Source organism: Actinomadura oligospora ATCC 43269 (genome assembly GCF_000518265.1).
Lineage (GTDB): Bacteria > Actinomycetota > Actinomycetes > Streptosporangiales > Streptosporangiaceae > Spirillospora > Spirillospora oligospora.
In genome coordinates this window covers 64177-78363 of sequence record NZ_JADG01000016.1, presented here as the reverse complement: position 1 = coordinate 78363, position 14187 = coordinate 64177, and the positions used below count along the sequence as shown (strand labels likewise).

General features: G+C 74.2%; 10 protein-coding genes. 4 read left to right on the top strand and 6 right to left on the bottom strand.

The window, feature by feature from the left end; genetic code table 11:
* Positions 1-111: 111 nt before the first annotated feature.
* Positions 112-972 (bottom strand): 16S rRNA (cytidine(1402)-2'-O)-methyltransferase, encoded by an 861-nt coding sequence (rsmI, locus tag P696_RS0124210; protein WP_026414365.1) that lies wholly within the window; start codon positions 970-972, stop codon positions 112-114.
* Positions 973-1116: 144 nt separating this feature from the next.
* Between rsmI and P696_RS0124205 the strand changes: the two genes are divergently transcribed.
* Positions 1117-2682: a dolichyl-phosphate-mannose--protein mannosyltransferase gene (locus P696_RS0124205; protein ID WP_026414364.1), complete on the top strand. Its 1566-nt coding sequence runs from the start codon at positions 1117-1119 to the stop codon at positions 2680-2682.
* An 84-nt stretch (positions 2683-2766) separates the two neighbouring features.
* On the opposite strand, the gene P696_RS0124200 is transcribed toward P696_RS0124205, so the two are convergent.
* The 4 genes from P696_RS0124200 to P696_RS47685 form a co-directional block, all read right to left on the bottom strand.
* Entirely contained in the window at positions 2767-3357 is a 591-nt protein-coding gene (locus P696_RS0124200) for a DUF305 domain-containing protein (RefSeq protein WP_026414363.1), read from the bottom strand.
* A gap of 180 nt (positions 3358-3537) precedes the next feature.
* Positions 3538-4173: a DUF305 domain-containing protein gene (locus P696_RS0124195; RefSeq protein WP_034486594.1), complete on the bottom strand. Its 636-nt coding sequence runs from the start codon at positions 4171-4173 to the stop codon at positions 3538-3540.
* Positions 4174-4231: 58 nt separating this feature from the next.
* Complete coding sequence (locus tag P696_RS0124190) at positions 4232-4657, bottom strand: DUF6153 family protein (protein WP_026414361.1); 426 nt, start codon at positions 4655-4657, stop codon at positions 4232-4234.
* A gap of 110 nt (positions 4658-4767) precedes the next feature.
* Positions 4768-6000: an MFS transporter gene (locus tag P696_RS47685; RefSeq protein ID WP_245627789.1), complete on the bottom strand. Its 1233-nt coding sequence runs from the start codon at positions 5998-6000 to the stop codon at positions 4768-4770.
* Between the two features lie 78 nt (positions 6001-6078).
* Here P696_RS47685 and P696_RS0124180 point away from each other — a divergent pair, with 78 nt between their 5' ends.
* The gene (locus tag P696_RS0124180; protein ID WP_026414360.1) at positions 6079-7107 is read left to right on the top strand and encodes a LacI family DNA-binding transcriptional regulator; all 1029 of its coding nucleotides are present in this window, start codon (positions 6079-6081) and stop codon (positions 7105-7107) included.
* 9 nt (positions 7108-7116) lie between these two features.
* A complete protein-coding gene (locus P696_RS0124175) occupies positions 7117-8148 on the top strand; it encodes a magnesium transporter CorA family protein (protein ID WP_026414359.1) in 1032 nt (343 codons plus the stop codon).
* A 15-nt stretch (positions 8149-8163) separates the two neighbouring features.
* On the opposite strand, the gene P696_RS47680 is transcribed toward P696_RS0124175, so the two are convergent.
* Positions 8164-11184 carry an AfsR/SARP family transcriptional regulator gene (locus P696_RS47680; RefSeq protein WP_034486590.1) on the bottom strand — a complete coding sequence of 1007 codons (3021 nt, stop codon included), beginning with the start codon at positions 11182-11184 and terminating at the stop codon, positions 8164-8166.
* Between the two features lie 138 nt (positions 11185-11322).
* Here P696_RS47680 and P696_RS47675 point away from each other — a divergent pair, with 138 nt between their 5' ends.
* Positions 11323-14184 carry an AfsR/SARP family transcriptional regulator gene (locus P696_RS47675; protein ID WP_034486587.1) on the top strand — a complete coding sequence of 954 codons (2862 nt, stop codon included), beginning with the start codon at positions 11323-11325 and terminating at the stop codon, positions 14182-14184.
* Positions 14185-14187 lie beyond the last annotated feature (3 nt).

The following is a 14187-nucleotide window of genomic DNA, read 5'->3' as shown; positions in this document are numbered from 1 at the left end:
CCCACCCCCTCGGTGAACGCTTTTCAGGCGGGTTCCATCCTTTTCCCGATCCGGAGCCCGAGGTGTTTATTACCCACAATTCTACTGTTGGATCGGTCCGGGGGCGGAGAACTATCGGGTGGAGTCGACGACGGCGTCGTAGACGACGCGCTTGGGGACTCCGTTCTCCTTCGCGATCTCCGCGATCGCCTCCTTGCGGGTCACTCCCGTCGCCTCCGTGCGGGCGGCGACGGCGGCGGCGAGGTCGGCGGGCTCGGTGAGGCCCGCGTGTTCGGGGGCGCCGCCGACGACGACGGTGATCTCGCCGAGGACGCCGTCCTCGGCCCATCGGGTGAGGTCGGCGAGGGTGCCTCGGCGCACCTCCTCATAGGTCTTGGTCAGCTCCCGGCACACGGCGGCCGGACGGTCGGCGCCGAACGCCTCGGCCATCGCGGCGAGGCTGTCGGCCAGGCGGCGGGGCGACTCGAAGAAGACCATCGTGCGCTGCTCGTGGGAGAGGGAGGCGAGGCGGCGGGCGCGCTCGCCCTGCTTGCGCGGCGGGAAGCCCTCGAAGCAGAACCGGTCGGTGGGCAGGCCGGAGACCACCAGGGCGGTCGTCACGGCGGACGGCCCGGGCAGCACGGTCACCGGGACGCCCTCGGCGACGGCGGCGCGGACGAGCCGGTAGCCCGGGTCCGACACTCCCGGCATCCCGGCGTCGGTGATCACCAGGACGTCGCGTCCGGCGAGGAGCTCGGCGATCAGGCCGTCCACGCTGGCCCGCTCGTTGTGCTCGTGGTGCGCGAGGACCCGTCCGGTGATCTCCACGCCGAGGTCGGCGGCGAGCCGGCGCAGCCGCCGGGTGTCCTCGGCCGCGACGACCGGGACGTCCGCGAGCGCGGTGAGCAGGCGGCGCGACGCGTCCTCGGGGCGGCCGATCGGCGCCGCCGCCAGCAGGAGGGTTCCGGTGTTGGTCAGGGCCTCGGTGGTCATGTCCCCATTCTCGTGGGTCGGCGGCGCGCCGGGACCGGGGCCCTCCGTCCGGGCGCGTCCGGGGGGCGCGCGACGGGCGGGTGAACTCTCGGTGCGGCCCGGAAGGTCCACGTTTGGGCTCGGTCGCTCACCTACGATGGGCGGATGGCGATGACGGACCTGACGCCCGCCGAGTCCCCGGCGGCGCCGCAGCCGGCGTACCCGTCGAGGCTGCGCGACTGGCTGGCCCCGCCGATCCCGGGCGGCGTCCTGGCCGGCTGGCTGGGCCCGCTGCTGGTGACCGCGCTCGCCGGGCTGCTCCGCTTCTACCGGCTCGGCTCGCCCAAGGCGGTGGTCTTCGACGAGACCTACTACGCCAAGGACGCGCTGTCGCTGCTGAGGTTCGGCTACGAGCACACGACGGTCAAGGACGCCGACAAGATGCTCATCGCCGACCCGCACGCCAACATCTGGACGGACGGCGGCAGTTTCGTCGTCCATCCCCCGGCGGGCAAGTGGATGATCGCCGTCGGCGAGTGGCTGTTCGGCGCGACGCCGTTCGGCTGGCGGTTCATGCCCGCGCTGTGCGGGACGCTCGCGGTGCTGATCCTGGCCCGGGTCGTCCGCCGGATGACCGGGTCGACGCTGCTCGGCTCCGCGGCGGGCCTGCTGCTCGCGCTGGACGGCCTGTCGTTCGTGACCGGACGCGCCGCGCTGCTCGACGTGTTCGTGATGTTCTGGATCCTGTCCGGATTCGGCTGCCTGGTCGTCGACCGGGACAAGTCGCGGCAGCGCCTCGCCGACATGGTCGAGCGCGGCGAGACGTCGGTGTACGGGCCGTTCGTCCTGCACGGGTGGCGGATCGCCGCCGGGATCTGCCTCGGCATGGCCGTCGCCACCAAGTGGACCGGCATCTTCTACATCGCGGCGTTCGGCCTGATGGTCGTCCTGTGGGACTACGGCGCGCGGCGCGCGGCCGGGGTGCGGGAGCCGCTGCTCGGCACCCTGATGCTGGACGCGGTCCCCGCGTTCTTCCAGCTCGTCGGGGCCGCCCTGGTCACCTACCTGGTCACCTGGTCGGGGTGGATCTTCAACGCGGGCGGCTGGGACCGGGGGACGCCGTCGTCGAACCCGCTGTGGCGGCCGTTCGAGGCGATGCCGAAGCTGTGGAAGTACCACAAGGAGATGCTGCACTTCCACAACGGCCTGCACGACCGCCACCCGTACCAGTCGTGGCCGTGGGACTGGCCGGTGCTGCGGCGTCCGGTGGCGTTCTACTACACCGAGCCGTCGGGCTGCGGGTCGTCCAAGTGCTCCAGCGAGATCCTGGGCATCGGCACCCCGGCGCTGTGGTGGGGCGCGATCGCCGCGCTGGTCGTCGTGCTGGGAATCTGGCTGGTGACCCGCGACTGGCGGGCGGGGGCGGCCATCCTCGGCTTCACCGCGGGGTGGCTGACCTGGTTCCCGTCGGCGTTCGACGACCGGACGATGTTCCTGTTCTACGCCACCCCGATGGTCCCGTTCATGATCATCGCGGTGGTGCTGGCGCTCGGGTACCTCATCGGGCCCGCCCGCCTGCCGGGGCCGCGCCGGGTGCTCGGCGCGGCCGCGGCGGGCGCGTTCCTGCTGGTGGTGCTGGCGAACTTCGCCTACTTCTACCCGATCCTGTCGGCGCAGGTGATCTCGTTCGACGCCTGGCACGACCGGATCTGGTTCAAGTCCTGGATCTAGCCGCCGGGAGGCGGGCGGGCCCGGCCGCCGGAAGGCGGCGGCCGGGAACCCGAGGCCGGACGCGGGAACGGCCGGGACGTCCGGTCAGGACTTGAGCAGGTCGCCCATCTCGGCGATCTCGGCCTGCTGCGCCTTGATGATCGCGCCGGCCAGGGCCTTCGCCTCGGGCGACGAGCCGTTCTGCTTCTCGTCCTCGGCCATCGTGATCGCGCCCTTGTGGTGGTCGACCATCAGGGTCAGGAACTGCTCGTCGAGCGCCTTGCCCGTCGCCTTGTTGTAGTCGGCCATCTGCTTCGGGGACATCATCCCGCCCAGGTCCTGGTCCACGCCCTCCATGGCGTGGTCGCCCACGGCCGGGACGGACTCCCCCCAGCCCTTCAGCCAGCCGGACATCTTCTCGATCTCCGGGGCCTGGGCCTTCTCGACCCGTCCGGCGAGACCCTTCACCTTCGGGTCGGCGCCCTTGGCGGCGACGGTCTTGGCCATGTCGACGGCCTGCCGGTGGTGCGGGATCATCATCTGCGCGAACATGACGTCCTGCTTGTTGTGCGGGCCCTTGGCCGCGGCGGCGCCCGACGCCTTGTCGTCCTTCTTCTTGTCGTCGCCGCCGCAGGCGGTGGCGCCAAGGCCGAGAACGACGGCCATGCCGGCGGCCACGATCCACTGCTTCTTCATCGGTCGATCTCCATGCGCTCTGTACGTGAGGGGACGTGCTGAGTTCGGGCCGGACCTTACAGGCGCATCACGCCGAACCGGTGGAGATCGAATGAAAGGGCCCATGACTCGCCGGTCCTGTGGGGTGGCCCAGGAGAGCAGGGCCGCCGGTCGGGGGACCGGCGGCCCGCGGGACGGGCGTCAGGACTTCAGGAGGCCGTTCATCTCGGTGATCTCGGCCTGCTGGGCCTTGATGATGGCGTCGGCCAGGGCCTTGGCCTCCGGCGAGGAGCCGGTCTTCTGCTCCGCCTGCGCCATGGTGACCGCGCCCCTGTGGTGCTCGATCATCATGGTCAGGAACATCCGGTCGAGGTCCTTGCCGGACGCCTTGTTGTAGTCGGCCATCTGCTTCTCGGTCATCATGCCGTCCATGCCGTGCCCCATCCCGGCCATGTCGCCACCGCCGCCCGCGGCCGGGACGGACTCGCCCCAGCCCTTCAGCCAGCCGGACATCTTCTCGATCTCCGGGGCCTGGGCCTTCTCGACCCGTCCGGCGAGGTTCTTCACCTTCGGGTCGCTGCCCTTGGCGAGGACGGTCTTGGCCATGTCCACCGCCTGACGGTGGTGCGGGATCATCATCTGCGCGAACATCACGTCCTGCGCGTTGTGGCCGCCCTGGGACGCGGGCGCGGACGCCGACGCCGACGAGCTCGGCATCGGCATGCCCTCGTGGCCGGACATCGTGCCGTCCTTCTTGTCGTCCCCGCCGCCGCAGGCCGCCGCGCCGAGGCCGAGCAGGACCGCCATGCCGACGGCCGCGATGTGCTGCTTCTTCATTTGTCGATCTCCCTGTGCTCTGGGTGTGTGGCTGTGCTGACGAGGTCGGACGGACCTCTCACAGCCGCATCACGCAGAGCTTGTGAAGATCGGGCGGACGGGCCCGCGGCGGGCCGCGACGACGCGTCCAGCGGACGCCGGTCGGGAGCCGCGCGGGTAGCAGGGCGACGGACCGTCCGGCGAGGGCCACGGCGATGACGCCGAACACCAGAAGGGCCAGGCAGACCGTCCCGCCGAGGCATCCGGTCATGTCGTGGGCCGTGCCCGCGTGGGCGACGACGGCGCGGACGGGGGGCGTCGCGTCCGGCGTGTGGTCGGCCCCCATGCCGGGGCCCGTCATGGCGGGTCCCGACACGTGGACGGGGTCGGAGAAGTGGATCGGGGACGGGGTCGCGGACAGCCCGTGCATCAGGAACAGGCCCGCGAGCAGGGCGCTCAGGAGCAGCGTCAGCGCCGCGCTCCTGGATACCCCCCGCCCGTTCATGCCCGCCACCCTACCGGCCCCCGGCCGGAGCGGCGCCTCCGTCCTCTGTGGCCCCGCCCACGTGCGCGACGGGCGGGAAAGGGCGCGGCGCGCCGGTCCTGAGGGGTGGCTCAGGAGACCGGCGCGCCGCGGGTCAGGGCGTCCGAGCGGACGGGCGGCGGACGGAGGGTGCGGTGGCCCGCGAGGCAGACGACCAGGGCGAGCACGCCGCCGACGCCCGCCCCGGCGAACGCGCCGGGCACGCCCGCCAGGTGCTCGCCGTATCCGGACACGAACGAGCCGAGGGCGCTGCCCGCCCCGATCGCGGCGACGATCCAGGCGAACGCCTCGGTGACCGTCCCGGCGGGGGCGAGCCGGTCGACCAGGGAGAACGAGCAGGCCAGCGTGGGGGCGAGGAACACGCCGCTGACGAACGCCAGGACGGTCATCAGCGGCAGGCCCGGCGCGAGGGCGAGCGGCGCGTACCCGGCGGCGAGCAGGACGAGGAGCCAGGGCAGCCGGGTGTGCAGCTCGCCCGGCCAGCTCCGGGCGCCGTAGACGAGGCCGCCGACCAGCGCGCCCGCCGACATCGAGGCCAGCAGCACCCCGGACGCCGTCGCCGAGTGGAGCCGTTCGGCGTAGGCGACGACGGCGACCGCGTACACGCCGAGCGCGATGCCCGCCATGCTCAGCGAGGTGAGCAGGACGCGCAGGCCGGACGAGCGCAGCGGCCCGGCCCAGTCCCCCGACCTCGGCTCGCCGCGCCAGCGGCGGGACGGCTCGGCGGTGATGACCACGAGCGTCCCGGCGATGCCGAGGGCGCCGGTGAGCAGCAGCGCGGTCGGGGTGTTGACCGCGGCGGCGGCCACGACCAGCAGCGGGCCGACGGTGAAGAGGATCTCCTGCGCGGCGGCGTCCAGCGCGTAGGCGGCGTGCACCTGGCCCGGGTCGGACAGGACGGACGGCCAGAGCGCGCGCAGACCGGCCTCCAGCGGCGGCGTCGCGAACCCGGCGAGCACCACGGCGAGGACGGTCACCGGGAGCGGGTCGGCCCCGAACGCGGCGAGCAGCGTGAACCCGGCGGCCGACGCGATCGCGGCCGGGAGCAGCACGGGGGCCTGCCCGAACCGGTCCATCGTGCGGCCGAGGACGGGCTGCCCGACCGCCGTGGCGAGGCCGAGCACCGCGCCGAGCGTCCCGGCGAGCGGATAGCCGCCGCCCGCCGCGCGCACGTGCAGCACGACCGCGAGCATCGCCATCCCGTTGGGCAGCCGCCCGAGCAGGGTTCCGCCGAGCAGCCGCGCCGCGAACGGGGCACGCAGGAACCGCACGTAGCCGAGCATCACACTCCGAGGGGAAGTCATACGTATTACTAGGACGATTCATCATACGTACCACGACGGGGTGGTCGGCGTCGAGACGGATACCGCTAGCCTGCAGGCATGTCGATGACCAGCCGCCCGACGAGCCGGGACGTGGCGAAGGCGGCCGGGGTGTCGCAGTCCACGGTCTCGCTGGTGCTGGGCGGGAAGTGGTCGGGACGGGTGTCGCCCGCGACGGCGGCGGCCGTCCAGGACGCGGCTGAGCGGCTCGGATACCGGCCGAACCGCGCCGCGCGCAGCCTGCGGCTCGGCTCCACCCGCACGGTGATGCTCGTCGTGCCGACCCTGACCGCGCCGTTCTTCGGAGCGGTCTACGAGGGCGCGGCGCGGGTCGCGGCGCAGCACGGGTTCGGGGTCGTCGCCTACCCCTGGCCGGAGCACGCGGGCCCGGCCGACAGCCCGTTCGCCGCGCCGCACGAGGCGATCGACGGGATCCTCGCGTCCTCGCTGGCCGAGGACGCGCTGAGCGGGTTCGCCGGGACGCCGGTCGTGATGCTCGACTCGGATCCGGCGGCCGAGGCCCCGACCGTGGTGTTCGGCGTCGAGGACGGGATGCGCGTGATCGTGGACCACCTGGCCGGGCTCGGCCACCGGCGGTTCGGGCACCTCGCGTCGTCCATCGACCAGTGGACGTTCCACGCGCGCGGGCGGGCCCTCGCGGACGCCGTGGCGGCCGTCCCGGGCGCGACCCTCGTCCGCGAGGACGCCGCGCTCGACGTCGCCGACGCCAAGGACGCGGCCCTGCGCCTGCTCGGCGGCCCGGGCCGTCCGACCGCGCTGGTCTGCGACGACGACGTGATGTCGGCCGGGGCTTACAAGGCGGCGCGGGCGCGCGGCCTGGAGATCCCGCGCGACCTGTCGGTGACGGGGTTCGACGACGTCCTGCTGGCGGCGGCGCTGGAACCGGAGCTGACGACCGTCCGGCTGCCCGCCGACGAGCTGGGCGCGGCGGGCATGGACGCGCTGCTGCGGCTTCTGGAGGGCGAGCGTCCCGGGTCGCTGTCGCTGCCGGGCGAGCTGGTCGTCCGGGGGTCGACCGGGCCCGCGGCGGTGGGGGCGGCGCCGGTACACGGGCCGCTCCATGGGTAGGGCGACGGCATGACCGCGCAGCCCCCGGAACCTGCCGCCGAGGACGAGATCTACGCCGAGCCGCCGCGCACCCGTGCCTGGCACGGCGGCACCATGAAGGCCGAGGGCTTCCCGGCCGACGACGTCAGCGAGTACCTGAAGCAGGACGACACCGTCGTCTGGCTCGACCTGTGCGGGCCGCAGCACACGGCGATGCGCGTGATCAGCCGCGAGCTGAACCTCGACCCGGTCGCGGTGGAGGACGCCGTCTCCCGGCACGAGCGCACCAAGCTGGACCGCTACGCCGACTACCTCTTCCTGAACCTCTACCTGCCGGTCGTCGACGGCGCGGACATGCGGCTCTTCGAGGTGTCGGCGTTCGTGACGGACACGGCGATCGTGACCGTCCGGCCGGAACCGGGGTTCCCGGTCGAGGACCTGGTGCGGCGCTGGGACCGCAGCCCCGACATCACCCAGGGCAGGTCGGCGTCCGACACGGTCGGGCTGCTGCTGTACGCGCTGCTCGACCTGGTCGTGGACCACCAGCTCGGCGCGGCGCAGGCGTTCGACGACGAGGCGGACGCGCTGGAGGAGCTGATCTTCGACGACGCGTTCCCGGTGCGGGAGATCCAGGAGCGCAGCTTCAGGCTGCGCAAGAACCTGTTCATGCTGCGCCGGGTGTCGCTGCCGATGCGCGAGATCCTCAACACCCTGCTCCGCCGGGACGTGCGGTTCGTCGCACAGCCGCTGATCCCCTACTACCAGGACGTCTACGACCACGCGCTGCGCGTCGGCGAGTACACCGACGGCCTGCGCGACCTGATCGCGAACCTCCTGGACACCCGGATCGCCCTCCAGGGCAACCGCCTGAACGAGGTGATGAAGAAGGTCACCAGCTGGGCCGCGATCATCGCCGTCCCGACCGCCATCACCGGGTTCTACGGACAGAACGTCCCGTACCCGGGCTACGGACACGGCTGGGGCTTCTGGTTCAGCTCACTGGCGATCATCGTGCTGAGCGCCTGGCTGTACGTCCTCTTCAAACGCCGCGACTGGCTCTAACCCTCACCGCTCGGGTCAGGGGGTGGCGTCTTTCCCGGCGCGGAGGGTGTTCAAGAGGGCGCGGGCCTCGGCGGACTCGGCGACATCGAGGCGGGTGAAGACGTCCAGGGCCTCGGTCCAGCAGGCGCGGGCGGCCGCGGTGTCGCCGAGCGCGGCGTGCGCACGGCCGAGCGCGACGCGGGCGCGGCCGACCTGGAACTCCTCGCCGATCTCGCGGCCGATCGTGAGGGACTGCCCGGCCGTGGCGAGCGCCTCCGCCGGACGGTCGCGGCGCAGCTGGGTCTCGGCCAGCCGCAGCAGGACGTAGGACTCGCGGGCGCGCAGCCCCTGCGACCAGCAGATCGCGAGCGCGTCGTCGTAGCGGGCGACGGCCTCGTCGAGGCGTCCGGTGCGGTCGAGGGCCATGCCGAGGGTGTAGAGCGCGTACGCCTCGCCCGCGCCGTAGCCGAGTTCGCGGGCGAGGGCGCGGGCGTCCTCGGCCCAGTCGATCGCCCGATCGGGCTCGTCCAGCTCGACGTGCGTGTAGGCCAGGCTGGCCAGGCGTTCCATCTCCCCGGCGCGGTCGCCCAGCTCGCGGCCGAGGCTGAGCGCGCGTTCGAGGTGCCCGGCGGCCTCGCGCGGGCGCAGCCGGTAGAACGCGACGTGCGCGAGCAGGTCGTGGGACGCGACGCGCAGCGCGGTGTCTCCGACGAGTCCGGCGAGTTCGGCGGCGCGTCCGGCGGCCTCCTCCGCTTCGTCCAGGCGGCTGGTGTGGACGGCGACCCGGCCGACGACGTAGCTGGCCCGGCCCTCCGCGTACGGTCCGGGGCCGCCGTCCGCGAGGGCGCGCGCGGCGGACTCGACCTCGCACCAGCGGTAGCCCTCCTCGACCAGCGGGTCGAGGGCGAACAGCAGGTCGGCGGCCGCGGCGGGCGCGGTCCCCTCGCGGGCGATCTGCCGGACGACCGTGAGCATCGTGTCGAGGTTGCCGAACGTCCAGGTCCGGGCCCGTGCGGCGGAGTCGAAACCGGGCGTGTACGAGGCTTCGAGGAGCGACGCGGTTTCGAGCGGCGACGCGGCCTCGGCGGTCGGCGCGGCTCCGGAGGGCGGGGTGGGGTTGGAGATTCCGGAGGTGAACAGGCCGGGGCGGACGAGGCCGGTCACCGCGCGCTGGACGGTCAGCAGGTGGGTCAGCAGGCGGACGGGGACGACGGTCCGCGCGGCCGTGTCGTCCAGGCGTCCGGAGGTCTGCCGCGCGAACAGCCAGAGCAGGTCGTGGTAGCGGTAGCGGCCGGGCGCGGTCGAGTCGAGCAGCCCGAGGTCGACCAGGGACTCCAGGACGTCCTCGACCGCGAGCACGTCGGTCTCGCCGAGGGTCGCGGCGGCGGCCTCCACCGACAGGCCGTTCGCGTCGGGGAGGGCGAGCAGGCGGAACGCGCGGGCCTGCGCGGGGTTCAGCTGGTCGTAGCCGAGCCGGAAGGTCGCCTCGACGGCGAGCGAGCCGATCCGCAGCTCGGCGAGGCGGCGGCGGCCGTCGGCGAGGCGCGCGGCGAGGGTGCCGACCGTCCAGGACGGCCGGGCGGCGAGGCGCGCGGCGACGATCCGGACGGCGAGCGGCAGCAGCCCGCAGAGCCCGACGACGTCGACGACGGCCGCGCGTTCGGCGGCGACGCGGTCGCGTCCCGCGATCGTGGCGAACATCTCGATCGCCTCGACGGGCTCGAGGACGTCCAGGTCGACGTGCCGGGCGCCGGGCAGGCCGCCCAGGCGGGCGCGGCCGGTGATCAGGACGGCGCAGCCCCCCTCGCCGGGCAGCAGCGGCCGGACCTGGGCGGCGTCGCGGGCGTTGTCGAGCAGGAGCAGGACGCGCCGGTCGGCGAGGTGGGAGCGCAGGAGCGCCGACCGGTCGGCCATGCCGTCCGGGATCGCGTCCTTCGGGACGCCGAGCGAGCGCAGGAATCCGGCGAGGACGACGCAGGGGTCGAGCGGGTGTTCCGAGACGCCCTGGAGGTCGATGTAGAGCTGCCCGTCGGGGTAGGCGTAGCGGACGGTGTGCGCGACGTGCACGGCCAGCGCGGTCTTCCCGACGCCGCCGACGCCGCACAGGCCCAGCACCGGCGGCGCGGCGCGTTCCTCGGCGGGGACGGTCAGGGCTCGGGCGAGCTCCTCGACGAGGGCGGTTCGTCCGGTGAAGTCGGGAAGGTCGGCGGGGAGCGCGGCAGGCTTGGGCAGGGAGGGCTGCTCCGGCTCGGGCGCGGGTTCCGGGGTGGGCAGCGGAGCGGCGTCGCGGTCGCCGATGTCCAGGGACGGGTCGTTGCGCAGGATCCGCTGGTGCAGGTCGGCGAGCTCAGGGCCGGGACGGACGCCAAGCTCTTCCTCGAGGACGCGCCGGGCGTCGGCGTAGGCGGCGAGCGCCTCGGCCTGGCGTCCGTGCCGGTACAGGGCCGTCATCAGCAGGCCGTGGACGCGTTCGTCCAGGGGGTTCTCCCCGGCGAGCAGGCCGAGTTCGGCGACGGCGGCGGCGTGCCGTCCGAGGGCGAGGTCGAGGTCGAGGCGGGTCAGCAGGACGTCGAGCCTGCGTTCGGCGAGCCGGGTGCGCCAGGCGTCGGCGTCCGGGCCGGGGACGCCGGTCAGCGGGACGCCGGTGAACGCGCGCAGCGCGGCGTCGAGCCTGTCGCGGCGGACCTCCGGGCACACCGACGCGTCGGCCCTGGCGACGTCCGCCTCGAAGGCGCGCGCGTCCACGGCCTCGTCCGGGACGACCAGGGCGTATCCGTCGCCGTCCGACAGCAGGATCTCGGGGCGGGACCGGTCACGCTCCAGCACCTGGCGGAGCCGGGAGGCGTAGGTGCGGACGGTCCCGACGGCGCGGGCGGGCGGGTCGTCGCCCCAGAGCGCCGCGACGATCCGGTCCATCGGCAGGCCGCGCCCTCCGACGGCGAGCAGCGCGGCGAGGAACGCGCGCTGCTGCGGGCCGCCGAGCGGCAGCTCCGCGCCGTCCCGGAAGGCGCGCACCGGGCCCAGCACGGCGAACCGGAGGCCCCGATCGCTGTCCATAAACGCCCATTCTGGCCTAAATGTGGTGATCGATAGGCCATGTCCGTTGATCCGGACGCGACAGGTTCCGAGACCGGCCCCGGGAACGTGCTCACGGCCCGGGTTCGGTCATGAGCTGCCGCGATCTACTCTTTCCCGATGGAGACGCCGACCGAGCCACTGCGGTTCCGCCTACTCGGCCCGCCGCTCGGACGGCGCGGGGACACCGACCTTGACCTCGGCTCGCCCCAGCAGCGCGCGCTGCTCGCCGTCCTGCTGCTCCGCGAGGGCGCGCCGGTGTCCGCGCCCGAGCTCGTCTCCGCCGTCTGGGACGGCGATCCCCCGCCGCGCGCGCTCGGCACGCTGCGTACCTATGCGTCCCGGCTGCGTCGCCTGTTCGAGCCCGGCCGAATCGCGGGCGGCGCGTCCGAGGTGCTGGTCACGGTCGGCAGCGGGTACGCGCTACGCGTCCCGTCCGAGGCGACCGACACGCTCCGCTTCACGCGCCTTGTCGCCGAGGCGGAGCGAGCGGAGGCGAACGGCGCCCACGCGCGCGCACGAGAACTGCTCATCGACGCGCTCGGACTCTGGCGAGGCGAAGCGTTCGCCGGGATCCCCGGACCGTTCGCCGAGGCACAACGCGTCCGGCTGACCGAGCGGCTCGTGGCCGCGCAGGTGGCCAAACTCGATCTGGACATCCGGCTCGGAAACCACGCCGAGGCCGTCGACGAGCTGAGACGGCTGATCGCCGCGTACCCGCTGCGCGAACGGCCGCGCGAGCTGCTGATGCTCGCCCTGTACCGGGCGGGCCGTCGGGCGGAGGCACTCGACGTCTACCTCGACACGCGCCGCGCCCTCGTGGACGAGCTGGGCATCGAACCCGGCCTCGCGCTGACGGCCCTCCACCAGCAGGTTCTCGCCGCGTCCTCGCCCACGCCCGCGACGAGCGCGCGGCCCGCGCAGCTCCCGGGCGCGGTCGCCGACTTCACCGGACGGGCCGTCCAGGTCGACGAGCTGCGCCGCGCCCTCGCCGAGACCGGCGTCGCGACCGTCGCCGGGGTCGCGGGCGTCGGGAAGTCGGCGCTCGCCCTGCGCGTCGCGCACCTCCTGCGCGCCGACCACCCGGACGGCCAGCTCTTCGCCGACCTGCACGGCGCCCACGAGCACCCCGCCGACCCGCACCTGGTCCTCGGCGCGTTCCTGAAGGCCCTCGGCGTCGCGACCGACGCCGTCCCGAACGACCTCGGCGACCGAACGGCCCTGCTCCGCCGCGTCCTCACCGGACGGCGCGTCCTGATGGTGCTGGACGACGCCCGCGACGCCGACCAGGTCCGTCCGCTCCTCCCGCGGACGTCCGGCAGCACCGTGATCGTCACCGGACGGGCCCGGCTGGACGCCCTTCCCGCGGCCCACCCCGTCGACCTGGACGTCTTCGCGCCGGACGAGTCCCGCGAGCTGCTCGTCCGGATCGTCGGACCCGACCGGATCGCCGCCGAGCCGGACGCCGCCCGCGACCTCCTGGAGGCGTGCGGGCACCTGCCGCTCGCCGTCCGCGTCGCCGCCGCGCGGCTCGCCGCCCGCCCGTGCTGGACCGTCCGGTCGCTGGTGGACCGGCTGGCCGACCGGCGCCGCCGCCTCGCCGAGCTCCGCGTCGCCGACCTCGCCGTCGAGCCGGTCTTCCAGCTCGGCTACAACCAGCTCCGCCCGGCGCTGCGGCGCGCGTTCCGGCTGCTCGCCCTGCCGGACGGGCCGTCGTTCTCGGTGGAGGCCGCCGCGGCCGTCCTCGCCGTCCCGGCCGTCCGGGCCGCCGAACTGTGCCGCGCCCTGGAACGGGTCAGCCTGCTCCGCTCGCCCGTTCCCGGCCAGTACCGCTACCACGACCTGCTCCGCCTGTACGCCCGGCAGCGCGCCGAAGCCGACGAACCGGCCGCCGAACGCGCCGCCGCCCTCCGCCGCCTCGTCGATTTCTGCCTGGCCACCACCCGCGCCGCCCACCTGGCCGTCAACCCCGGCGACGGCCGCGCGCACGCTTCGGGCTCGTCCGGCGCGTCCTTTCCCGACCCGGAAGCCGCGCGGGACTGGTTGTCCGCCGAAGCGCCAGGGCTGCTCGCGGTGATCGCACAGGCCGCGCGTGCCGGGCTGACGGGCCCCGCCGCCGACCTGCTGCTGCTCACCGACGCGCTGGTCGTCTCGGGATTCCACGCGCGCGCATGCGAGCAGGCGGCGCATGCGGTGATCGACGCTTCTTCACAGCGTCGGGACCGTCGCGCCGAAGGCCGCGCCCACCTGCTGCTCGGCTGGCTTCACTACTACGCCAACCGGATCGCGGACGCGGAGGCCGTCTGCCGGATCGCGCTCGACCGGGCGCGCGAGACCGGCGACACCTGGACCGCCGCGGACGCGCTCAGCCGCCTCGGCAACTGCGCCTACCTGCGCGGACGGCACGAGGAGGCGCTCGGGTTCGACCGCGAGGCGCTCGCCGCGTTCCGCGCGCACGGCGACCGGCACGGCGAGGGCGTCACGCTGGCCGCGATGGGCCGCGCCCTCCTCGACGTCGGACACGCCGACGAGGCCGTCGAGGCCGTGACCGCCGGACTCGCGCTGCATCGCGAACTCGGCGGCGTGTACGGCATCGGATACGCGCTCTACCAGGCGGGCGTCGTCCTGCGGGACGTCCGGGGGCACGCCGAGGTCCTGGCGATGCACGTCGAGGCGCTGGAGCGCTTCCGCTCCGGCGGATACCGCGTCTGGGAGGGCCTGTCGCTGTTCCGCGTCGCGCACGCGCGGCTGGATCTCGGCGACACCGAGGCCGCTGAGGAGGACGCCCGACGCGCGCTGACCGTCCTGCGTGAGGTCGGCGACCCGTGGGGGCAGGCCATGGCCCTGGACGCGCTCGCCCGCTCCCTCGCCGCGCGCGGCCACACCGCCGTCGCCCGGACGCACTGGACCGAGGCCCTGCGGATCTTCGAGGACCAGGCCCTCCCAGAAGCCGACGCCATCCGCGCCCACCTGGCACGCTGACCC

Coding starts and splice junctions, on each gene's coding strand:
- rsmI (WP_026414365.1), bottom strand. CDS start 972: ATGACCACCGAGGCCCTGACCAACACCGGAACCCTCCTGCTGGCGGCG.
- P696_RS0124205 (WP_026414364.1), top strand. CDS start 1,117: ATGGCGATGACGGACCTGACGCCCGCCGAGTCCCCGGCGGCGCCGCAG.
- P696_RS0124200 (WP_026414363.1), bottom strand. CDS start 3,357: ATGAAGAAGCAGTGGATCGTGGCCGCCGGCATGGCCGTCGTTCTCGGC.
- P696_RS0124195 (WP_034486594.1), bottom strand. CDS start 4,173: ATGAAGAAGCAGCACATCGCGGCCGTCGGCATGGCGGTCCTGCTCGGC.
- P696_RS0124190 (WP_026414361.1), bottom strand. CDS start 4,657: ATGAACGGGCGGGGGGTATCCAGGAGCGCGGCGCTGACGCTGCTCCTG.
- P696_RS47685 (WP_245627789.1), bottom strand. CDS start 6,000: ATGACTTCCCCTCGGAGTGTGATGCTCGGCTACGTGCGGTTCCTGCGT.
- P696_RS0124180 (WP_026414360.1), top strand. CDS start 6,079: ATGTCGATGACCAGCCGCCCGACGAGCCGGGACGTGGCGAAGGCGGCC.
- P696_RS0124175 (WP_026414359.1), top strand. CDS start 7,117: ATGACCGCGCAGCCCCCGGAACCTGCCGCCGAGGACGAGATCTACGCC.
- P696_RS47680 (WP_034486590.1), bottom strand. CDS start 11,184: ATGGACAGCGATCGGGGCCTCCGGTTCGCCGTGCTGGGCCCGGTGCGC.
- P696_RS47675 (WP_034486587.1), top strand. CDS start 11,323: ATGGAGACGCCGACCGAGCCACTGCGGTTCCGCCTACTCGGCCCGCCG.